The organism is Bacillus sp. AFS001701 (genome assembly GCF_002559405.1).
Taxonomy (GTDB): Bacteria; Bacillota; Bacilli; order Bacillales; family Bacillaceae_G; genus Gottfriedia.
On record NZ_NTZO01000010.1, the window covers coordinates 1 to 22,856 of the forward strand.

20 protein-coding genes and 2 pseudogenes are annotated in these 22,856 nt (G+C 33.7%); 2 read left to right on the plus strand and 20 right to left on the minus strand.

The features are described 5' to 3' along the window. On the minus strand, positions 1-299 hold a 299-nt coding region (locus CN514_RS26150; RefSeq protein ID WP_483294990.1), incomplete at its 3' end, for a hypothetical protein. Positions 300-985: 686 nt separating this feature from the next. On the opposite strand from CN514_RS26150, the gene CN514_RS01015 reads away from it, so the two are divergent. Then, a complete protein-coding gene (locus CN514_RS01015) occupies positions 986-2,659 on the plus strand; it encodes a multicopper oxidase family protein (protein WP_098230992.1) in 1,674 nt (557 codons plus the stop codon). 93 nt (positions 2,660-2,752) lie between these two features. Here the strand turns inward: CN514_RS01015 and dapA are convergent, their stop codons facing one another. The 6 genes and pseudogenes from dapA to CN514_RS01045 all read right to left on the minus strand — a co-directional run bounded on the left by dapA (position 2,753) and on the right by CN514_RS01045 (position 7,492). Beyond that, positions 2,753-3,646, minus strand: coding sequence for a 4-hydroxy-tetrahydrodipicolinate synthase (gene dapA, locus CN514_RS01020; RefSeq protein WP_098230993.1), 894 nt, complete (start codon positions 3,644-3,646; stop codon positions 2,753-2,755). Positions 3,647-3,666: 20 nt separating this feature from the next. Continuing rightward, a complete protein-coding gene (dapG, locus tag CN514_RS01025) occupies positions 3,667-4,896 on the minus strand; it encodes an aspartate kinase (RefSeq protein WP_098230994.1) in 1,230 nt (409 codons plus the stop codon). A gap of 25 nt (positions 4,897-4,921) precedes the next feature. Then, positions 4,922-5,965, minus strand: coding sequence for an aspartate-semialdehyde dehydrogenase (gene asd / locus CN514_RS01030; RefSeq protein ID WP_098230995.1), 1,044 nt, complete (start codon positions 5,963-5,965; stop codon positions 4,922-4,924). Between the two features lie 183 nt (positions 5,966-6,148). Further along, positions 6,149-6,331: pseudogene (spoVFB, locus tag CN514_RS01035) on the minus strand (dipicolinate synthase subunit B); the annotation flags it as partial. Between the two features lie 146 nt (positions 6,332-6,477). After that, entirely contained in the window at positions 6,478-7,014 is a 537-nt protein-coding gene (locus CN514_RS01040) for a hypothetical protein (RefSeq protein ID WP_141529275.1), read from the minus strand. Between the two features lie 301 nt (positions 7,015-7,315). Beyond that, positions 7,316-7,492: a cell division protein FtsZ gene (locus tag CN514_RS01045; RefSeq protein WP_098230997.1), complete on the minus strand. Its 177-nt coding sequence runs from the start codon at positions 7,490-7,492 to the stop codon at positions 7,316-7,318. 121 nt (positions 7,493-7,613) lie between these two features. Here CN514_RS01045 and CN514_RS01050 point away from each other — a divergent pair, with 121 nt between their 5' ends. Continuing rightward, the gene (locus CN514_RS01050) at positions 7,614-9,110 is read left to right on the plus strand and encodes a recombinase family protein (protein WP_098230998.1); all 1,497 of its coding nucleotides are present in this window, start codon (positions 7,614-7,616) and stop codon (positions 9,108-9,110) included. Between the two features lie 35 nt (positions 9,111-9,145). Here the strand turns inward: CN514_RS01050 and dpaB are convergent. The 13 genes and pseudogenes from dpaB to nusA all read right to left on the minus strand — a co-directional run. Then, positions 9,146-9,571: pseudogene (dpaB, locus tag CN514_RS01055) on the minus strand (dipicolinate synthase subunit B); the annotation flags it as partial. Continuing rightward, a complete protein-coding gene (dpaA, locus tag CN514_RS01060; protein ID WP_097975454.1) occupies positions 9,568-10,470 on the minus strand; it encodes a dipicolinic acid synthetase subunit A in 903 nt (300 codons plus the stop codon). The gene dpaA and the pseudogene dpaB, both read right to left, overlap by 4 nt. Before the next feature lie 234 nt (positions 10,471-10,704). Further along, entirely contained in the window at positions 10,705-11,946 is a 1,242-nt protein-coding gene (locus CN514_RS01065; RefSeq protein ID WP_098230999.1) for a M16 family metallopeptidase, read from the minus strand. A gap of 101 nt (positions 11,947-12,047) precedes the next feature. Next, positions 12,048-13,028, minus strand: coding sequence for a polysaccharide deacetylase family protein (locus CN514_RS01070; RefSeq protein WP_098231000.1), 981 nt, complete (start codon positions 13,026-13,028; stop codon positions 12,048-12,050). A 528-nt stretch (positions 13,029-13,556) separates the two neighbouring features. Beyond that, complete coding sequence (pnp, locus tag CN514_RS01075) at positions 13,557-15,671, minus strand: polyribonucleotide nucleotidyltransferase (protein ID WP_098231001.1); 2,115 nt, start codon at positions 15,669-15,671, stop codon at positions 13,557-13,559. 231 nt (positions 15,672-15,902) lie between these two features. Beyond that, positions 15,903-16,172: a 30S ribosomal protein S15 gene (rpsO, locus tag CN514_RS01080; protein ID WP_025568545.1), complete on the minus strand. Its 270-nt coding sequence runs from the start codon at positions 16,170-16,172 to the stop codon at positions 15,903-15,905. Positions 16,173-16,311: 139 nt separating this feature from the next. Then, the gene (gene ribF / locus CN514_RS01085) at positions 16,312-17,253 is read right to left on the minus strand and encodes a bifunctional riboflavin kinase/FAD synthetase (protein WP_098231002.1); all 942 of its coding nucleotides are present in this window, start codon (positions 17,251-17,253) and stop codon (positions 16,312-16,314) included. A gap of 72 nt (positions 17,254-17,325) precedes the next feature. Beyond that, entirely contained in the window at positions 17,326-18,237 is a 912-nt protein-coding gene (gene truB, locus CN514_RS01090; protein ID WP_098231003.1) for a tRNA pseudouridine(55) synthase TruB, read from the minus strand. 72 nt (positions 18,238-18,309) lie between these two features. Beyond that, positions 18,310-18,657 carry a 30S ribosome-binding factor RbfA gene (gene rbfA, locus CN514_RS01095; RefSeq protein ID WP_025568543.1) on the minus strand — a complete coding sequence of 116 codons (348 nt, stop codon included), beginning with the start codon at positions 18,655-18,657 and terminating at the stop codon, positions 18,310-18,312. Positions 18,658-18,945: 288 nt separating this feature from the next. After that, positions 18,946-21,126 (minus strand): translation initiation factor IF-2, encoded by a 2,181-nt coding sequence (infB, locus tag CN514_RS01100; RefSeq protein ID WP_098231004.1) that lies wholly within the window; start codon positions 21,124-21,126, stop codon positions 18,946-18,948. Between the two features lie 23 nt (positions 21,127-21,149). Then, positions 21,150-21,449: a YlxQ family RNA-binding protein gene (locus tag CN514_RS01105; protein WP_056470822.1), complete on the minus strand. Its 300-nt coding sequence runs from the start codon at positions 21,447-21,449 to the stop codon at positions 21,150-21,152. Continuing rightward, complete coding sequence (gene rnpM, locus CN514_RS01110; protein WP_056470825.1) at positions 21,446-21,715, minus strand: RNase P modulator RnpM; 270 nt, start codon at positions 21,713-21,715, stop codon at positions 21,446-21,448. The genes CN514_RS01105 and rnpM overlap by 4 nt, the downstream gene beginning before the upstream one ends. Before the next feature lie 8 nt (positions 21,716-21,723). Then, entirely contained in the window at positions 21,724-22,848 is a 1,125-nt protein-coding gene (gene nusA, locus CN514_RS01115) for a transcription termination factor NusA (protein ID WP_098231005.1), read from the minus strand. Between the last annotated feature and the right edge of the window lie 8 nt (positions 22,849-22,856).

Here is a 22,856-nt window from a genome sequence, read left to right on the forward strand (position 1 = left end):
CAATTTGTAAGTTTACAATTTGTAAGTTTACAATTTGTAATTTCGCAATTTGTCATGTTATTACCATTAATACTAATACCATTGAAGGTGCTATTATCAGAACTGTTTGAGCCAAAATTACTAACATTAGCATTGCTATCAGTTGCATTACTTATATTTGAACTGGCATTAGTAGTAAGATCAGTTGAATGATTGTTATTTCTACTAACTTCAATATTAGTATCATTTGAACTACTAATATTGTTAATAACTTTATAAAAAGGTATACCCCTTCTTCTTGGATCATAAGTTGTTGACATCTATATTCCTCTTTCTTTTCCTATAATTAAGGCTAATAAAAATTTTAATATTTAAAACATTTATTACTAAAGCAAACTGTAGATTAGGAATTTAATTGATTTGAAAAGTGCGGACTTCTTTGTGAGCATTAGAAAAAAATTAAACGTACACTCAGAAGATGGTTTGACGTTTGTCCCATTAAACTTGTCCGTAATGAAGCGATAATAAATACATCTACATTGATAGAAATAAGGTTTTAAAAATGGCCTGTACAAGCAATATATGTGGACAAAGTTAATTTGAATATGTATCTACCCATTTTAAAAAATTACATTATTTTCCATATAATTAAATGTTGTTGTTAAAGTTTAATCACGTATTCGGTTCAATTAATTGGTAATTTTCCACTAAACTACATTCATTATAGTTTTTGGAATTAAAAATTCAGTTACCTGCTAAACTACAAAAAAGCCACTTATTTCATCCTAATAAAATGGATCGGACATAAGTGGTTTATTATTTTGTAATGCTTCAAATACTTTTTTAAAGGTTAAATCATATAGCCTCACTAACGCTATAAAAAGAACTCATAAAGCTCTTCCTACTAGACCGAATATAATTCCAATAGTTTAAGGGTTTTTACTTATTGAATGGTCAATTTTTAGTTAATACAGGAATATGAATAATTTAGAAAAGGGGGATGTGCATGAATTTTAATGAAAGTGAGTCCCATAATTTGAACAACCTATACAAACACCGTACCAATCCTCCCATTAATAACGGTGAAGATCAATTTAATTCCATATATAGTAACCAATGGATCTATAAGGATGATCGATCAAAAAAATTAAATCTTACTAAATTCGTAGACGAATTACCCATCCCACCAGTATTATCCCCCCGCTGGAAAGATCATTTTTATACTTATTATGAAGTAAAGATGACGGAGTTCAAACAATCACTACATAGTGAATTAGGAGACTCAACTGTTTGGGGGTACGAAGGAAGCTATCCGGGACCTACAATTAAAGTAGAGCAAGGTGAAATCGTGTTTATTAAATGGATCAATGATCTCCCAGACAAACACCTGTTTCCGATAGATTATACTGTTCATGGTGCTCATAAAGATGTCCCTCAAGTAAGGACAGTTGTACATGTACATGGAGCTTGTGTCGAACCTGAAAGCGATGGCTATCCTGAGGCTTGGTTTACAAAAGATTATAAACAAGTTGGTCGTTATTTTAGAAAGCAAGTATATCGATATGATAATTGCGATTGTGCATCTACGCTTTGGTACCATGATCATGCACTTGGTATTACAAGGCTAAATATTTATGCTGGTTTAGCAGGATTCTATCTAATTACTGATCAGAAGGAAAGTTCATTAAATTTACCGAATGGGAAATATGATGTACCGCTATTGATACAAGATAAAAGTTTTAATTACGATGGTTCACTTTATTATCCAGAACAACCTGATCAACAAATTAAAGAACTACAAACGTCTATTATCCCTGAATTTATTGGTGATACTGTAATCGTGAATGGAAAAGTTCATCCTTATTTAAAAGTTGAACCAAGAAAATATCGATTTAGGTTATTAAACGGTTCTAACTCACGCTTTTTTCGATTTAAGCTTGATACTGGTCAACTTATGTATCAAATCGCAACTGAGGGTGGATTCATACAACATCCGATTGGAATAAGTGAGCTCATGTTATCACCTGCAGAACGAGCAGAAGTAATCATCGATTTTACGAATCTTGAGGGTAAGAAGATTATTATGCACAATGATGCTCCTACCCCATTTCCATCTGGAAGACCTGTTGATGAAAATACGGGAACAGTGATGCAATTTCTAGTTACATTGCCATTGTCAAACGTGGATACGAGTATGATACCAGCTAATATGGTGACTATTCCAAAAATAAATGAACAGTCTGCTTCAATGAAGCGATACTTAACATTAGATCACAAGATGGATCAGTATGGACGAGAAATTATGTTATTGGATCATAAACATTGGGATGCCCCCATTACAGAAAATCCGAAATTGGGAACGACCGAAATATGGTATTTAATTAACCTAACACCAGATGCTCATCCCATACATCTCCACTTAATTGATTTCCAAATCTTAGATCGTAGAAACTTTGATGTAGAAAAGTATAAAAAGGAAAGGATCATTCATTATACAGATCCACCGACTCCACCAAATCCACAAGAATGTGGATGGAAGGACACTGTTCAAGCTAATCCAAATCAAGTAACTAGAATAATCATGAGGTTTGGGCCATTTACAGGATTATATGTTTGGCATTGTCATCTGTTGGAACACGAGGACTATGAAATGATGAGACCATTTATTGTGATTCAATAGGGGATTCTGTTTTTTTTGTGGATGAGTCTATACATTAATAAAAACCACTTACGCCATCCAAATTAATCGGATTAATTGTAAGTGGTTTAGTTATTAATTACTTTGTAATGCTTCGTCTAATTTATTTATTAATATACCGATCGTTGTGCGTTCAGCTTCTGAAAGTGGTACAAGCGGTAAACGAACTCCACCAACATCTAACCCTTTCATTTGTAAAGCTGTTTTGATTGGACCTGGACTTGGAGCCATGAAGAATCCTTCAAATAATGGTAATAGTTTACGGTGCAAGAATTGTGCTTTAGCCATATCTCCTGTGAAGAAGCTTTCAGCTAATTGTTGCATTTCATTTCCTAATACGTGTGATGCAACTGAAACCGTTCCCTTTGAACCAATTGCAAATGCAGGAAGTGTTAGGCCGTCGTCACCACAATATAATTCAAAATTTTCAGGAGTACGGTCAATAATTTCTGTCATGATGCTTAAGTTACCAGTTGCATCTTTAATTGCAACTATATTCGGAATTTCAGCTAATCTTACAACTGTATCCACAGTAAGGCTAGCAACTGTTCTACCTGGTACATTATATAACATAACAGGCAGTTCAGTACTTTCAGCTGCCGCTTTAAAGTGTTGATAAAGTCCTTCTTGGTTTGGTTTATTATAATAAGGTACAACTACCATTATTGCATCTACACCTAAAGCAGAAACCTTTTTCGTTAATTCAACTGTTTCACGGGTATTATTACTTCCTGTACCCGCGATTACAGGTACTCTTCTGGCTGCAGTTGAAACAACATGGCTAATTAATGCTAACTTTTCTTCAGAAGTTAACGTTGGAGATTCTCCAGTTGTTCCACAAACTACGATTGAATCCGTACCATTCTCAATTAAGTAGTTCACAAGTTTTGTTGTTTTTGCGAAATCAATATTTCCTTTTGAATCAAAAGGTGTTACCATCGCTGTTGAAATTTTACCAAATCTACTCATTGTTCCACTCCGATCAAATATTAATCCATTTTAACTGAACTAAGTTCAAATGCATCATGAAGTGCAGTAACTGCTTCGACCATATCTTCATTTTTGACAAGCACCCAAATAGTTGTATGACTGTCAGCTGATTGTAATATTTGAATCCCTTTTTCAGCTAATGCAGTAACAATTTTTGAAGTTACGCCAGGTACTCCTGCAATTGCCGCTCCAACTATTGATACTTTTGCACATCCTGTAGTGTACGAAGGTTCATAGCCAATTCCTTTTAATACATCAATCGCTTTTGAAGCAACTTCATCACTTACAGTGTATACTACACCATTTGGTGAGATATTAATAAAGTCTACACTTATTCCTTTATTTGCCATTGCTTTAAATACTTGAGAATGTAAATCAAAAGTATGTTCCTTTGAAGTTACTCTAATTTGCGTAACATTCGGTACATGTGCGATTCCTGTAATTAAACGATCTTGAATATTTTCACCAATAATTCGTTGTGTAGGATTCGATGTTACTAGTGTACCTAAACTATTTGAATAAGTTGATCGAATTCGAATAGGTACCTTCCCTTGCATCGCGATTTCTACAGCTCTAGGATGAATTACTTTCGCTCCTTGATATGCCATATTACAAATTTCTGCATAAGTAACAACTGATAAAGGTCTTGCTTCTTTTACAATCCTTGGATCAGCTGTCATTACGCCTTCAACGTCAGTAAAGATTTCGATTGTTTCTGCGCCAACAGCAACCCCAAGTGCAGAAGCAGAAGTATCACTTCCACCTCTACCTAATGTTGTGATATCACCATTAGATGTTGATCCTTGGAATCCTGCGACTACTACAACATCATAGTTTTCTAGCTCTTTAATTAGACGGCCACATTTCATATCAAGAATTTTTGCATTTCCAAATTCATCATTTGTTCGGAAACCTGCAGAAGCACCTGTCATTGCCATGGCATGAATCCCGTTTTCATTCAATAAATTTGAAAAAACAATTGATGAAATTGTTTCACCACATGACATTAATAAATCAAGTTCTCTTTGTGTTACCTTACTTTTTTTTGCGCCAACTAAATTTAATAGTGTATCTGTTGCATATGGTTCACCTTTTCGTCCCATAGCTGAAACAACTACTACTAATTTATATCCTTTTTCTAATGCTTCTTTTATATGCTTAAGTGCGTGCTTTCTTCCATTTTCGTCACGTACTGAAGTCCCTCCAAATTTTTGGACTAATATTTTCATTCTTGCACCTCTCTAGCAGTTTTCACTAAATGATGCTTAACTCAATTAATCTTTCAGCAATTTGCACTGAATTCCAAGCAGCACCTTTTAATAGATTATCTGAAACGATCCATAAGTGGAATCCAAATGGATTATCTAAGTCTTTACGGATACGTCCTACAAATACTTCATTACTTCCAATACTGTAAAATGGCATTGGATATAGTTGTTGTTCTGGATCATCTTGTAAAACGATTCCAGGTGCATCACTTAAAAGTGATTTAAGTTCAGCTACTGTTACTTCCTTATCAACTTCAATATAAACTGACTCTGAGTGACCAGAAATTACAGGAAGTCTTACACAAGTTGCGCTAATTTGTAATTCAGGTAAATGCATGATTTTTTTCGTTTCATTAATCATTTTCATTTCTTCATAAGTATATCCATTCTCAGTAAATACATCGATTTGTGGAATTGCGTTAAAAGCAATTTGATAATGTTTCTCGCCACTTTTTACCGGTAATACTGATGGAGTTGCTTCTTCACCATTTAAAAATGCTTGCGCTTGTTCCTTTAATGCTTCAATTGCTGTAACTCCAGCACCAGAAACGGCTTGGTAAGTTGAAACGACTACTTTATTTAAACCAATTGATTGACGAATTGGTTCTAAGGCAACAACCATTTGGATTGTTGAACAGTTAGGATTTGCAATAATACCTTTATGATTAAATAAATCTTTGTCATTTACTTCAGGTACAACTAAAGGTACATCTTCAGCCATTCTAAATGCACTAGTGTTATCTACTACTACTGCCCCTCTTTTAACTGCTTCAGGAGCTAGATCTTTTGATACTGAGCCACCAGCACTAAATAAAGCAATATCAACACCTTCAAAAGCTTCAGGAGTAGCTTCTTGTACGATTACTTCTTCGCCTTTATATGTTAATTTTGTTCCTTGAGAACGTTTTGAAGATAAATATTTAATTTCTTTTACTGGAAAATTTCTTTTCTCCAATGTTGCAATCATTTGTTGTCCAACTGCTCCAGTTGCACCTACTACAGCTACTACATAACTTTGTTTATTCCCCACTTTTTTTGCACCATCCCTGTTTTCACTTTTATTAAATAGTTTACGTCAAATGAAGTTTATATTCAAAGGTTTTCGCTTGAATAATTGATTTCATAGTAACGAGTATGTATCCAAATGACACATACTCAATTTTCTTCATTCTAACATAGAAAAAATAATTCAGTCCTATTTTTTCTAAAATATTTATTGGAGATCGCGATATTTTTCAACTAAAACAGGTTGAAGTTGTTTTCCTTCAATAGAAGATTTCACTGTATCAAGCAATGAATCCATTCTTGCCACTAATGAATTCGGTTTTTTAATTGGATCATCTTGACCAAAGGGAATAAAATAGATATTTTTTGTACTCATTAAACGCATTAAATTATGACTTAGAGGATAATACCGATCTAAATGGAATATCATTGGTTTAGGACAGTAAAAAATTGACTTTAAAAGGAGCCGATTAAAGGGTTTAAAAGGGGATTGAAACAAAAAATTAAGCTTAGTAAAATAATTTTTAAGATCTCACCCTAATGATTGTAATGAACGATATATTTAGCGTAAACATAATCAAGTTGTTTTTTAATGCAAGTATTATAAAAGCTTTGTTTATAATCAGTATATAGTACCTTTAAAAACCGATCTCTAATTGATTTAATCGTCAAATTATGAAACCGTAAATAGGTTTCAGTCCAAAATACCATATTGTTTGAAAAAGTTTCATCGTCGATTTCAAAAAATGTCCGTACAGCTCGAACACCAATATTCCCCATTAAAACAGTAACATCTTCCACGTCAACATTTGCATCTAGTTCAAAAATAATAATCTCATGATCGTTTCTAGTTCTATGATTTGCACCTTTAAGTGAATAACCTATTAATTCACCATTTGTAAGATTAAAAGCAACTACACCTTTTGCATAATCTAAAGCCCAGTTATTATAAGCTAGTTCTATGACATCTCTTATTCTTACATTTAAAATTAAATGATCAGCAAGTTTACGTTTGATCAATTTTTCTTTTGAAATAAATTGTTTTTTTAAATGATATTCGATAATAACCAACATTCCTCTCTATGATGAATAATTAGAATCACTATCACTATTATTACGATCGTTATGTAAAAAAAATGACAGATTTTTAAGTAATCTGTCTCAGAATTTTTCTGAAATACATAAATCATCTTGATCATGGTCACTATTATATCTGCAGTTAAATTGATTGCATATTTAGTTTTTTACCGTTGTAAAAGTACAAAAAATTGTTAACCTAAGCAATTTAGTTTTTGGAATAAATAGCTAAATTTTTCATAGATCAATGGATACTATCAAAAAAAGCACCCTTTTTTAGGTGCTTACTAAATTCATCTTACTGTTCATCTTTCTTATACAATTCTTCTTTTACAATCTTCCAGCCAATCGTATGAATTTCTTCAATAATTTTCTTTCTATTTTCTTCTGTAACATCAATTGGCGCAATTATATTCACTTTTGTTTTTCCAAATTGATAGGTAGCAGTAAATTCTGTTTGTTTACTCAGTATCACCACCCCCATAATTCATTGTATGTTTAGTTTGATGACGGACTAACCAACCTTTTGTTGCTGATTGATTCAAAAATTAATTAATTCCTAAATTAGACATATATATAGTCTATGAGGTGATTAAATGGAACGAGTTGCATTGTACTTGCGTAAAAGTAGAGCAGATTTAGATGCAGAGGCTAAAGGTGAAGGTGAGACCTTATCAAAGCATAAGGAGCAGCTTTTAAAATTCGCTAAGGAAAATAATTTAAATATTATTTGTATCCGACAGGAAATTGCATCAGGTGAATCGCTTGTTTATCGGCCAGAAATGTTAAAGCTTTTACAAGAAGTTGAAGAATACAAATATGATGGCGTGTTAGTAATGGATATGGACCGTCTTGGACGCGGTAATATGAAGGAGCAGGGTATTATTTTAGAAACGTTTAAATCATCTAGAACAAAAATTATTACACCAAGAAAGACCTATGACCTTCATGATGAGTTTGATGAGGAATACAGTGAATTTGAGGCATTTATGGCGCGAAAAGAATTAAAAATAATTACTCGTAGGCTTCAACGAGGTCGAGTTTTATCAGTCCAAAGAGGAAATTATTTAGGAACCTTTGCACCTTATGGATATGAGATTTATGATACGAAGGAATTCCGCTCATTACGTATTAATAACTATCAGGCAAAGGTAGTAAAAAGTATTTTTGAATGGTATACGAAGGATTTGATCGGTGCAAATGAAATTGCCAACCGTTTAAATCAAATGAATATCCCTTCCTATACTGGAAAAAAGTGGAGTTACCATTCCATTTTGGAGATGATAAAAAATCCTATTTATATCGGTAAGGTGACTTGGAATAAAAAATCAAGTAAGGGTATAAGAAAACCAAAATCTGACTGGTTAATTGTTGATGGAAAACATGAAGCAATCATTGATCTTGTTATATACAACTCAGCACAAGATATTTTAAATAGTCGATACCATGCCCCTTATAATAGTAAATTAAGTAATCAGTTAGCTGGAATACTGTTTTGCAGTAAATGTGGATCAAAACTACAGCAGCGTTATCCTAAAGGCAAGCCTAGACAAATTGTGTGTACAAATAACCGTTGTAACACTCGGTCTTCCTATACTCATTTAATTGAAGAAAAACTCTTACAAGGGTTAGAAATTTGGTTAAAAGAATACAAAATAAGTTTTTCGAATCAAACCGACGAGGAAGATTTTGAAGTCATTAATTTAAAAAAACAGGCACTTAAACAAATCGAAAATGATTTAAATGAGGTAGTAAAACAAAAAAATAATTTATTTAATTTACTAGAACGCGGTGTTTATGATGAAACGATTTACAATGAACGTTCTGAGATCCTCTCTAATCGACTAAAAGAACTTTCAAATAGTAAGACGTTAGTTTTGGATGAACTAGCGAAATATCACAATAGAGGGTTGCTAAACGAACAATTTATACCAACCTTTGAAAAAGTGTTAGATTTATATTACAAAACAACTGATATAGAACTTAAAAATCGTCTCCTTAAATCAGTTTTATTTAAAGTTGAGTATCAAAAAGAGCCACATCAAAAACTAGATGATTTTACATTAATACTTTACCCTAAGCTCCCCAGGTGATCTTGTTAACTGATTTGGTATTATCATCTAAGTCACATTAAATTAGTTCCATTTAAACCTAAAGCATCGTTTGTAGAAATACCTAATACAACTGGTTTTCCATTTCTTAATGTAGCCTTTGCTGCCATTAATACGGGGCTATCAGTTTGAGCATTAGCAAACTTACTCATTGAATTTCCTGTTAACGGTGCAATTACCATACAATCTAATTGTACTTTTGGACCAAATGGTTCTGCTCCTACAATTGAATCAACTGTTTTACGCCCTGTAATTTCTTCTATTTTTTCAATCCAGTCTTCCCCTACACCAAATCGAGTTGTTGTGCTTTTTACAGTAAATGTAACAACAGGGTATACGTCAGCTCCATCATCCACTAACTTTTGAATTTGTGGTACTACCTCTTCATAAGTACAATGTGATCCTGTAATACCAAATCCAATTTTCTTACCTTTCAACGTCATTTTTGTTGCTCCTTCCTTTTATCTAAATCTACCTTTAATAGCTGTGTTAGTACGTTTCCAATTATTTGCCCTGCTGTTTTAGGAGCAACGATTCCTGGTAAACCTGGTGCTAGTAATGCCTTAATACCTCTTTTTTCAGCATACCGAAAATCTGTTCCTCCAGGTTTAGAAGCTAAATCAATGATTAGTGAATGAGGTTGTAATTTTGAAATGACACTTGCTGTCACGATTTGAACTGGAACAGTATTAATTACAACATCTACATCCTTTAAGGCCTCTTCAATATTCTTAAATTCAAAAGCTTCTAAGCCCATTTCAACAATTCTAGCAATATGTTCTGATTTACGAGCCCCTACTTTTACTTTTGCACCTAAATTATGAAAAGTCCTTGCGACACTCATTCCTGTACGACCTAAACCTAATACGGCTACTTTCGAATTATGAATTGTATATTCCGTATGTTGAATAACCATCATGATCGTACCTTCAACAGTTGGAATACTATTATAAATAGCTACATCGTCTCGTTCAAATAATTTTACTAACTTTCGATTTGAAGCTGTAACTATACTATCTAAGTAAGAGTTACTTATTCCAGAGTAAATCGTACAATGCGAAGGAGTACTGTCTAAAATTTCTTTTGTCAGCACGACTTTCTCATTTGAAAAAATTGTATCGACAACCCCTTCAATATTCGTACCTGGTACAGGTAGTAGGATTGCATCTAGATCTTCAAAATTTGCATCTGCCATTAATTCTTTTGATGCACTGGTAAATCCACTATCTAATTGTTCAAAGCCTATTAATGTTACCTTTGCGTCTAACTCTGTTAACTTCCGAATAACTTCCAGCTGTCTGGCGTCCCCACCAATAACAGCAATATGCAAGCCAGTTAACATGCAGCATTCACCTTCTTTACTTCACTATGGTAAATGGAAATTAATCTCTGTAAGCAGGACTACCGCCTAACATCTTTCTCCTAAATATCTTATGAATCTTCCATTGCATTGGTGAAGATTCTTTCTAAAATTAAGGAGCAGTAATGAAAAACTGTTTAAATCTGAGCATTTCTATTTTCGGTCATTTGAAAAATAGAAAAGAGGGTCCTATAATGGACCCCCTAATTGATCAACTTATTGTTTAATATTTGTTGGAATTACTCCATCAGGACTTACTAATGAAACTGCAAAGTCGTCAGTAAAAACAAACTTCGCAATATCATTTACTTTATCAATTGTTACATCATCTATTAGTTGAATTACTTCGTCTAAAGTACGGTGATTACCTAGCATTAATTCATTTTTACCATTTCGGCTCATTCTGCTATTTGTACTTTCTAATCCTAACATTAAATTACCTTTTAATTGCTCTTTACAATTATTTAATTCTTTTTCTGTTATTCCATCTGCATTTAATACTTTTAATGTTTCTTGGATTGTTTCAAATAATTGATTTAATTGGCTTTTTCCAGTACCTGCATAAATTGCAACTGTACCGCTATCATGGTATGCAGAGTGATAAGAGAATACTGAATATGCAAGTCCTTTTTGCTCACGAACATCTTGGAATAATCGACTACTCATACTGCCACCAAGTATATTATTTAAAGCAATTAATGGATATAAATCGCTATGTCCAAGTTCAAGTCCTCTATAGCCAACACAAAGATGTGCTTGCTCTGTTTCCTTTTTGCGAGCAATTTGTCCATAATGGATTGTAGGAATCCCAAAGTTTATATCTTTCTTTTTACCCTCATAATTTCCGAATAAATCTTCAACACGTTTAATAAATGATTCATCAATATTACCCGCAATTGAAATAACTACTTGATCCGGAGTGTAAAAATCCTTCATGTACTGACGTAAAGTATCGCCGTTAAAAGATTTTAAAGTTTCTTCTGTACCTAAAATTGGATAACCTAATGGATGAGTTTCATACATAACTTTACTTAATAAATCATGAACTAAATCATCTGGTGTATCATCATACATTTTGATTTCTTCAAGTACTACATTTTTTTCTTTTTCTAATTCACCTTCATCAAAAGTTGAATTAAAAAACATATCTCCTAACACTTCTAACGCGTAATCCGCATGAGTATCTAACACTTTAGCGTAATAACAAGTATATTCTTTTGAAGTAAATGCATTTACTTGTCCACCAATTGAATCGAAACTTTCAGCGATTTCTTTCGCATTGCGTGTTTTAGTACCTTTAAAGAACATATGCTCAAGAAAATGTGAAACACCATTCAGTTCAGACGTTTCATTGCTTGAACCTGTTTTAATCCAGACTCCAAGTGCAACTGAACGGACAGTTGAAATATTTTCAATTACTACTCTAATTCCATTTTTGCAAGTATGTCGTACAATCATGTAATGCCTCCTATGTATACACCATCTATTTACACTTTTGTAATAAGATTGAAAAATTTAACTATATTTTACAATCATCTTAACAAAGCTGAAAGTAATTGTCATTTGTTTTCAACTTTTTTAATTGTATCGTACCGTTTTTCATCTAATAAAGTTGAAATATTTACAACTTTTCGACCTGATGCCTCTATTTTTGTGATTAGTTCATCAAGTGCCTCAGCTGTCGGTTTCGTTGGATGCATAAGAACGATTGTACCATTACCTACTTTTTTCATAACACGATTAATAATGACTTCTCTTGGCGGTTTCTGCCAATCAATCGTATCTGCTGTCCACATAATTGTTTTTAACCCTAAACTTGAAGCGATTTTTACTACCTCATCACGATAACTACCGCTTGGAGGGGCAAACCATACAACTTTTTGATCAGTTGTAGCTAGTATGACTGAATTTGTTTGGGTTATTTCATTTCTTATTTGCTGACTACCTAATCTTGCCATATCGGGATGTGTATAAGAATGGTTCCCAACTTCTTGATCTGCAGCAGTGATTAGTTGAGCGACAGTTGGATTATTTTTTACCCATCTACCCTCAAGAAAGAAAGTTGCGTTTGCATTGTGCTTCTTTAATACTTCTAACATTTCTGGAATATGTTCATTTCCCCATGCAACATTGATTGTAAATGCTACCATTGGTTTTTCAGGATTCCCTTTATAAACTGGTGATGGTGGTAAATCCTTTAAATGAACTTTTGGAGAAACTTCTTTAAATACTAGTTTATTCTCATCAAACTTACCATTTGCCTTCATTTTCTTATATGACGCATTAACATCGACTGTTAAACCATTATAGCCGGGTATTGCTTTCCAAACCGAGTCCACATATGCATCTTTTGGAGGTATCTCGAAAGTTGGCGCTTTTGTTTTGATTTCATCCAATAGCCCATTTGTTTTAGCTGTAACAAATGACGATTTTGAAGTTAACTTCCTGACGTATTGATTAGTATATTGATTTCTAACTACTAAAATTGCTAGAAATAATGCCATAACGAATGCTAGGACTTTAAACCGACTTCTACTCATTTCCTAAACGCCCTCCTACTAGAAGGAATATGATATTTTTTAATAAAATAGAACAAGCTTTCTACTTATGTACGACTAAATTAGCATTAACTAATTTAATCTGGTAATTTCTAGTTCTACTTTTCTTATTGTAACCAAAAAAATTTTAGGCACACATGAAATTCTGGAAAATTAAAAGAGAGGATTAAGAGGGAGTATGAAAGTAAAAAAACAACAGGCTCATTTCTAAGTGCCTGTTGTTTTTATTGGTTAGGAAGGTGAACGCCTTCCACTTTTCGTGATGTCTAGCTTCAGGCGTTTGCCCTTCGAGTTCATAAGCCAAGGACCAGCAAAGGTTAAAAAGCAACCTTCACTGGTCCTTGTCTAATGCTTGTCGGCGCAGATCGAACGCCTTCCGCTTTTCGTGATGTCTAGTTCCGCAAGCTAGCTCATCGGTAATATTCCATTAATCTTCGAAGTGGAAAAATAGCCACTTCTTCAGATTAATGGAGATATTCCTTTCAGAGCTGGACGAGCTTGCTCCACATTTCATTGTTGCTCAGCTTTTTCTTTTTGTTCTTTTAATACTGCTTTGCGAGATAGGTTTACTCGTCCTTGTTTGTCGATTTCAGTTACTTTTACTAGGATTTCGTCTCCAAGTGAAACTACGTCTTCAACTTTTGCAATGCGTTCTTCTGCAAGTTCAGAAATATGGACTAATCCATCTTTACCTGCAAAGATTTCAACAAATGCACCGAATTTTTCAATTCGTTTTACTTTACCCATGTATAATTGACCTACTTCTACTTCACGAACAAGGTCTTCGATAATTTGTTTTGCACGTTCATTCATAGGTTGGTCTACAGATGAAATAAATACTGTTCCATCTTGTTCGATGTCAATTTTTACGCCAGTTTCTTCAATAATTTTATTGATTTGTTTTCCACCTGGTCCAATAACATCTTTAATTTTATCTGGGTTAATTGTCATCATTAAGATTTTTGGAGCAAACTCAGATAATGCCGTTCTTGGTTCGCTTATTGTAGCAAGCATCGACTCAAGAATTTGCATACGTCCAATTTTTGCTTGTTCTAATGCTTCTTTTAAAATTTGTTCTGATAAACCATCAATTTTAATGTCCATTTGAAGTGCAGTTACACCTTTAGCTGTTCCTGCAACTTTAAAGTCCATATCTCCTAAATGGTCTTCCATACCTTGAATGTCTGTAAGAACTGAATAATGTTCACCAGATTTAATTAATCCCATTGCAATACCAGCAACTGGTGCTTTAATTGGTACACCAGCATCCATCATTGCTAAAGTACTTGCACAAATACTTGCTTGTGAAGTTGAACCATTTGATTCAAGTACTTCTGATACAAGTCGGATTGTGTATGGGAAATCCTTTTGATCTGGAATACTTGGCTCAAGTGCTCTTTCACCTAATGCTCCATGTCCAATTTCACGGCGACCTGGTCCACGAATTGGTCCTGTTTCACCAACACTAAATTGTGGGAAATTATAATGATGCATAAAACGTTTTGATTCTTCTATGCCTAATCCATCAAGAATTTGCACATCACCTAGAGCCCCTAGTGTACAAATGCTTAACGCTTGAGTTTGTCCACGAGTGAATAAACCAGAACCATGTGTACGAGGTAGTAAACCAACTTGTGATGATAATGGACGGATTTCATCTAATTTTCTTCCATCAGGACGAACTTTTTCAACCGTGATTAAACGACGCACTTCTTCTTTTACTAGCATTGAAAGGATTTCTTTAACTTGTCCAAGGATCTCTTCTTCTGCTTCATTTTCTTCAAACTGAAGAACAACACGTTCTTTTACTTCATTGATTGCAGCTTCACGAGCATGTTTTTCATGAACTTGAATAGCTGCATTTAATTCTGTTTCACAAATTTCACGAATTTGTTTTTCTAATTCAGCATCTAGTTCATGAAGCTTAATTTCCAATTTTTCTTTTCCAATTTGTGCTACTATTTCTTCTTGGAATGCAATTAATTTTTTAATTTCTTCATGACCAAACATAATTGCTTCAAGCATAACTTCTTCTGGCACTTCATTAGCTCCAGCTTCAACCATGTTTATTGCATCTTTCGTTCCAGCAACTGTTAAATGAATATCACTGTTTTCAGCTTGCTCAACTGTTGGATTAATAATAAATTCGTCATTAATGCGACCAACTACAACTCCAGCAATAGGTCCATTAAATGGAATGTCAGATACGCATAGCGCTAGTGAACTACCAAACATAGCAGCCATTTCTGATGAACAATCTTGATCAACACTCATTACTATGCTAATTACTTGTACTTCATTACGGAATCCATCTGCAAATAATGGTCGAATTGGGCGGTCAATTAGTCGACTCGCTAATATTGCTTTTTCACTCGGTCTACCTTCACGTTTAATAAATCCACCAGGAATTTTACCTACTGCATATAAACGCTCTTCGTAGTTTACTGTTAATGGGAAAAAGCTAACTTTTTTAGGTTCCTTTGATGCAGTTGCTGATGATAATACGACTGTATCTTCGTATCTTACTAAAACTGCTCCATTTGCTTGCTTTGCTAATTGTCCTACTTCAACAGTAAGAGTTTTACCAGCAAGCTCCGTGGAAAAAACGTGCTTTTGTTGTTCCATATGGTATAAATACCCCTCTCTAATTTACAATTCAAAGTCTAAACTAATTATGTAAAAAAATCGTATATTCTCTATTATCTCCTATGTTTAGTAAAGAAATCAACTAACGAGAAAAAGAGAATAAATATTTATAAATTTAAAATTCAATTGATCAGTAATTTTAAATCGATATGTATAAGAAAAAGCGGGAAGAATCCCGCTTTTTCTTAAAGTATCAAATTAATACTCGAATTAACGACGTAAACCTAATTTGTTAATTAATTCACGGTAACGAGTAATGTCTTTGTTACGTAAGTAGTTAAGTAAGTTACGACGCTTACCAACCATTTTTAATAAACCACGACGAGAGTGGTGATCTTTTTTGTGAGTACGTAAGTGCCCATTTAAAGAGTTAATGTTTTCAGTTAAAACTGCAATTTGAACTTCTGGAGAACCAGTATCGTTCGCATGAGTTTTGTAAGTGCTGATAATTTCGTTTTTACGTTCTTGAGTTAATGCCATGTTTTTTCACCTCATAATAATATTGTTGAACACCTATCACCTAGCAGTCGTCGGTGAATCGATTTGCCAAGCAACGGTTTTTCAAGTACTTTAATAATATTACATTGTTTTAATTATAAAAGCAAGTATTCTAAATTAGTTATTCTCGAAAATAACTTTTTACTGTTTCACGATCTTTTTGTAATTGATCGATTAACTCATTTATACCATTAAACTTCTTTTCATCACGTATTCTAGCATACCAAAAAATTTCAACTTCTTTTCCGTATATATCTTCATTAAATTCAAAAATATTTACTTCAATTGTTTGTTTTTGGAACTCATGATAGAAAGTTGGTTTGTATCCAATATTACACATACCTTCATATATTTCACCGTTAACAATACATTTTACAGCATAAACACCTACTGATGGTAACGCATACGGAATGGAAACAGAAATATTAGCTGTTGGAAATCCAATTGTTCGGCCACGTTTGTCACCATCTACAACGATCCCTTTAATTTGATACTGTCTGCCAAGTAAGTGGGTAGCTTCTTCCATTTCACCAGCTTTTATCGCTTCTCTAATACGTGTTGAACTTACTTTCTCATCGTCTAAAACGAATTTTGAAATTGTTGATTGAGTAAATTCACCTCTAGAATGAAATGGTAATGACTCCATATTCCCTTTACCATATTTTCCAAATGAAAAATCAAATCCAGCAACAACATGTTTTGCATTTAAAGAAATAATGTATTGATCGACAAATTCTTGTGGTAGTAGTGTCGCAAATTCCTCTGAAAATTCAACAACAAATAATTGGTCTACACAAAGTTTCTCCATCCACTTCACTTTTAGCTCCAAAGGTGTCAAATAAGAAATCGCATCATCACGATTTCCGAGAATTGCAGATGGATGTGGATCGAATGTCATCACTGATAATAATAATCCTTTTTCATCCGCAATTTCTTTGGCAGTTTTTATGACTTGTTGATGACCTTTATGTACTCCATCAAAAAAGCCAAGTGCTAAGACCGTTTCTTTACAATCTTCTTTTTTTATTGAATGAGGATGGGTGATTTTTATTATTTTTGTCATATATATCACCTTTTCTATAATCAAGTCTCTTTTCCCATTATAGAACAATGAATAAAATTTATATAGTTTTTTCTATTGGTTATGAAATACTCTTGTCGGTTTAATTACATTATTATTTTTAGGGTTTGGCGTGTACATTGCAATAATTCGATTATTTTCATTGTAGACTGCAATATATTCCCCTTCTTTACAGTTCATCGTATTCGGAAAAAATCCACCATTAAATACTCTTACTTCTTCTTCAACTGTCACAGTTAGACGTGGATACTCATTAAGAGCTTGCTCCATCGATAACATTACACGATCTAAAGTAAAATCATTAGCATTTTCTTCTAATTCAGCAAATGTAACACAATCATCAATGGTAAATGCACCTGCTTTTGTTCTAGTTAAATAAGACATATGAGCAGGGAACCCTAAAAGCTCACCAATTTGAACAGCTAAAGTTCTAATATATGTACCTTTACTACAAAAAACTTCAAACTTAAAAGAAATTGTATCACCTTCGAATACTTCTCGATCATCCAGTAAACTATTTTCAAATATCGTAACTATTCTAGTTGGACGTTCTACTTCGATTCCAGCCCTAGCGTATTCATATAGCTTTTTGCCATTTACTTTAACAGCAGAGTACATAGGAGGAGTTTGACTAATATCTCCTGTTAATTGATTTAGTACATTTAAAATCTCTTCACGAGTAATAACTCGATCAACCTTCTTTTGCTCAATAATTTCACCATGAGCATCCTCAGTTGTTGTAGAAAATCCTAAAGTAATTTCACCAATATATTTTTTTCGATCATCGGTTAAATATGGTATTAATTTTGTAGCTTCACCTACACAGATTGGCAAGACTCCCGTTACTTCTGGATCAAGGGTTCCTGTATGGCCGACTTTTTTTGTCTTTAAAATTTTTCTTATTTTAAAGACGCAATCATGAGAGGTAAGACCCGCTGGTTTATTTAGTGCAATTACACCATTCATCTTATCACCTATCGTTTATTTTTTAGCATGATGAAAAATGGATAGACGAATCTCTCGCCTATCCATTCATTATCAGTTATTCTCTTTATTAATTTGAGTTAGCAATGTCTCAATTCGATTACCATAATCGACTGATTCATCAAATTCAAAAATTAATTCTGGGGTCTTACGCAAACGAATACGTTGACCAATTTCAGAACGAATAAATCCTTTTGCTTTCGCTAATCCAATTAATGTATTTTGACGTTGTTCATCGTCACCTAATACTGAAATATAGACTTTAGCTTGTTGAAGGTCACCAGTTACTTGAACATCAGTAACTGTTACGAAGCCGATTCTTGGATCTTTAATTTTTCTACCAATAATCTCACCAAGTTCTTTCTTCATTTGTTCCCCAACACGATGTGCTCTTACTTTCATACTTTCACCTCAATCTTACAAAGCAAAACAATTCGTGCTTTTATACAATTAGTTTAACTAATTGTATAAATAATTATTTATTATGCTGAACTTATTCATTTGTGATAAGTCCATTATTTATTTCCAGTTTTACAATCATCTTCTAATAGAAGATATTGTGATGTCTAGTTCCAGCGACTTGCCCCTCGAGGTCATAAGCCAATGACCAGTTAAGGTTAAAAACCAACCTTATCTGGTCCTTGTCTTATGCTTGTCGGGGCTTTAGCAAACGCCTTCCACTTTTCTTAATTATTTACGTTTAATTTCTTCCATTACGTAAGCTTCGATTACGTCGCCTTCTTTAATATCATTGTATTTCTCGATCGTGATACCACATTCGTAGTTTGTTGCTACTTCTTTAACGTCGTCTTTGAAACGTTTTAATGTGTCTAATTGACCTTCGAATACAACAATACCGTCACGAATTAAACGAACACCGCTGTCACGAGTGATTTTTCCATCAGTTACATAACACCCAGCAATTGTACCAACTTTTGATACTTTGAATACTTGACGAACTTCTGCTTGACCGATTACTTTTTCTTCAAATTCAGGGTCTAACATACCTTTCATCGCAGATTCAATTTCTTCAATTGCTTTGTAAATAATACGGTGTAATCGAATATCTACATTTTCTAAATCTGCAGTACGTTTTGCATTTACATCAGGACGTACGTTGAAACCAATAATGATCGCATTAGATGCAGAAGCTAAAATGACATCAGACTCAGTAATTGCACCAGCGCCTGTGTGGATGATTTTAACTTTTACGCCTTCTACTTCAATTTTTTGTAATGAAGCAGCCATCGCTTCAACAGAACCTTGAACGTCTGCTTTTACAATTAGATTAATTTCTTTTACATTACCTTCTTGAATTTGAGCAAATAAATCTTCAAGAGATAGTTTTGAGCTTTCGTTACGTTGTTGAAGAACTGCTTTAGAAGCACGTGCTTCACCAACTTGACGTGCGCGTTTCTCATCAGCAAAAACCATAAAACGGTCACCAGCTTGAGGCACTTCATTTAAACCAGTAATTTCAACTGGAGTAGATGGACCAACCTCTTTAATTCGACGACCTAAGTCATTTACCATTGCACGTACACGACCAAATGAAGTACCAACTACAATTGGATCTCCAACTTTTAATGTACCATTTTGAACTAATAAAGTTGCAACTGCACCTTTACCTTTATCTAATTCAGCTTCAATTACAGTACCTAGTGCTTTACGTGTAGGGTTAGCTTTATATTCTTCTACTTCACTAACTAAAAGAATCATTTCAAGTAACTGATCAACACCGTTACCGTTTAATGCTGAAATAGGAACAAAGATTGTGTCTCCACCCCATGCTTCTGATACAATACCGTGTTCAGTTAATTCCTGCATTACACGATCTGGGTTTGCGGATTCTTTATCCATTTTATTCACAGCTATAATAATAGGTACTTCTGCTGCTTTTGCGTGATTGATTGCTTCTACTGTTTGAGGCATAACACCGTCATCTGCTGCTACAACGATAATTGTAATATCAGTAACTTGTGCTCCACGTGCACGCATTGTAGTAAATGCGGCGTGACCAGGCGTATCTAAGAACGTAATTTTCTTTCCTTCGATTTCTACTTGGTAAGCACCGATATGTTGTGTAATTCCACCTGCTTCTCCAGCAGTAACCTTTGATTTACGAATATAGTCAAGTAATGTAGTTTTACCATGGTCAACGTGACCCATAATCGTTACAACTGGTGGACGTTCTTGTAGATTAGCTTCATCGTCAGCTTCATCAATAAAGCTTTCGAAATCATTTTCATCAACAATAACTTCCTCTTCTACTTCAACTCCGTAATCACTTGCTAATAATTCGATCGTGTCTTTATCAAGGTCTTGGTTAATTGTTGCCATAATGCCTAACATAAATAATTTTTTAATTAATTCTGATGGTTCTTTACCTAATTTTTTTGCAAGCTCAGATACTTTTAAAGAACCTGAGAAGATAATTTTATTTGAGGTGTTCTCGGTTGAGTTATTTTTATGATTCATATTTTGATTGCCTTTCTTTATCCCTGTCGTTAGTCGATCTTCAATTTGACTGCTTTGCTTTTGGCTATCAGTCTTTTTCTTTTTATTACTGTTCTTTTTTGATTTTTCTTTCGTATCTTCTAATTGGTAGTCTACTGCGTAATCAAGTTCATCACTAGCTTCTACATTAAATGCAGGAATTACCTTAAAAGAAGATTTGGACACAGCTTTTTGGGGTTGTTTTATCTCTACAGACTTTGGTTGAAAACTCTTATTTAATTTTTCAACAATATCCTCTGCAATTGTGGCCATATGATTCTTTACTTCGATTTTTAAATCCTTGAGTCTTTCAATAATTTCCTTACTTGAAACATTTTGCTTTTTAGCATACTCATAAATTCTAATTTTCGTCATACGTTCACCCCCAGATTAGTCCATTAATTTAATAATGTCTGAAGTTTTGTTGCAAATCCTTGATCAGTAATTGCAACGACCACTCGAGCGTCTTTCCCAATAGCGTGCCCTAATTCAAAGCGATTTTCAACATAACAAAGTGGAGTATTGTAAAAAGTTGTCTTGTCTTTTATTTTCTTCGCAGTTAAATCGGAAGCATCCTTTGACAAAATAACTAGTTTTGCTCTTTTTTGTTGGACTTCTTTTACAACTAACTCTTCGCCTGAAACCACTTTACGAGCTCTAGCTGCAAGTCCTAATAAAGACAATCCTTTGTTTGTCATGCTTTTTCCTTTTCAATATACGCTAAAAGTTCTTCATATAAACTAGCATCAATTTTAGCGTTTAATTGCTGTTCTAAAGTATTTTTTTGTTGCGCTTGTTTTACAACTTCAACAGATTTTGTTAAGTAAGCTCCACGACCTGATTTTTTTCCACTTGGATCAATGGATACTTCTCCTTCTTTAGAACGAACAATTCTGATTAATTCTTTTTTTGGTTTCATTTCTTGCGTTACAACACACTTACGTAAAGGAATTTTTCGATTCATGAGTTTACTCACTCCTCATTAAAGTCGTCAGCGTAAGCATCGAAATCATCATTAGATACAGTTACTTCTTGCGCTGGAGATGTATAGTCAATACCAATTTTATCTGCATCAGACTGTGATTTAATATCAATTTTCCAACCAGTTAAACGCGCAGCTAATCTAGCATTTTGACCTTTTTTTCCAATTGCAAGAGATAATTGGTGATCTGGTACTACTACTGTAGTTGCTTTTTCTTCTTCATTTACTAAAACTCTAATAACTTGAGATGGGCTTAATGCATTTGCAACAAATTCAACTGGATCTGAAGACCAACGTACAATATCAATTTTTTCTCCTTTTAATTCATTAACAATTGATTGTACACGTTGACCTTTTTGACCAACACAAGCACCTACTGGATCTAAATCAGGGTTGCTTGTATATACTGAAATCTTAGAACGGTCACCTGCTTCACGCGCTACTGAACGAATTTCTACAACACCATCATATATTTCAGGTACTTCTGTTTCAAATAAACGCTTTAATAATCCAGGGTGAGTACGTGATACAAAAATTTGTGGACCTTTTGATGTTTTTTCAACTTTTGTAACAAATACTTTAATGCGATCATGGATTCGGTATTTCTCAGTTGGAATTTGTTCTGTTACAGGAAGTACTGCTTCTATTTTACCTAAGTTAACATAAATTGCGCGTGAATCGATACGTTGAACTGTACCTGTCATCATATCTTCTTGACGGTCAATATATTCTGAATAAATTACACCGCGTTCTGCTTCACGAACTCTTTGTGTTACGACTTGTTTAGCAGTAGTTGCAGCAACTCGTCCAAAGTCTTTAGGTGTTACTTCTAATTCAATGATATCTCCTACCATGAAGTTTGGATTATGTTGTTGTGCTTCTTCAACTGTAATTTCTAAACGTGTATCAAACACATTGCTTACTATTTCTTTTCTTGCGAAAACACGAATTGAACCGTTATGTAGGTTAAAATCAACTCGAACATTTTGTGCTTGATTAAAATTACGTTTATATGCTGAAATTAAAGCTGCTTCAATCGCTTCAATTACAACATCTTTACTAATTCCTTTTTCTCTTTCAATTATTTCTAATGCTGTTAATAACTCCGAACTCATTAAAAGTA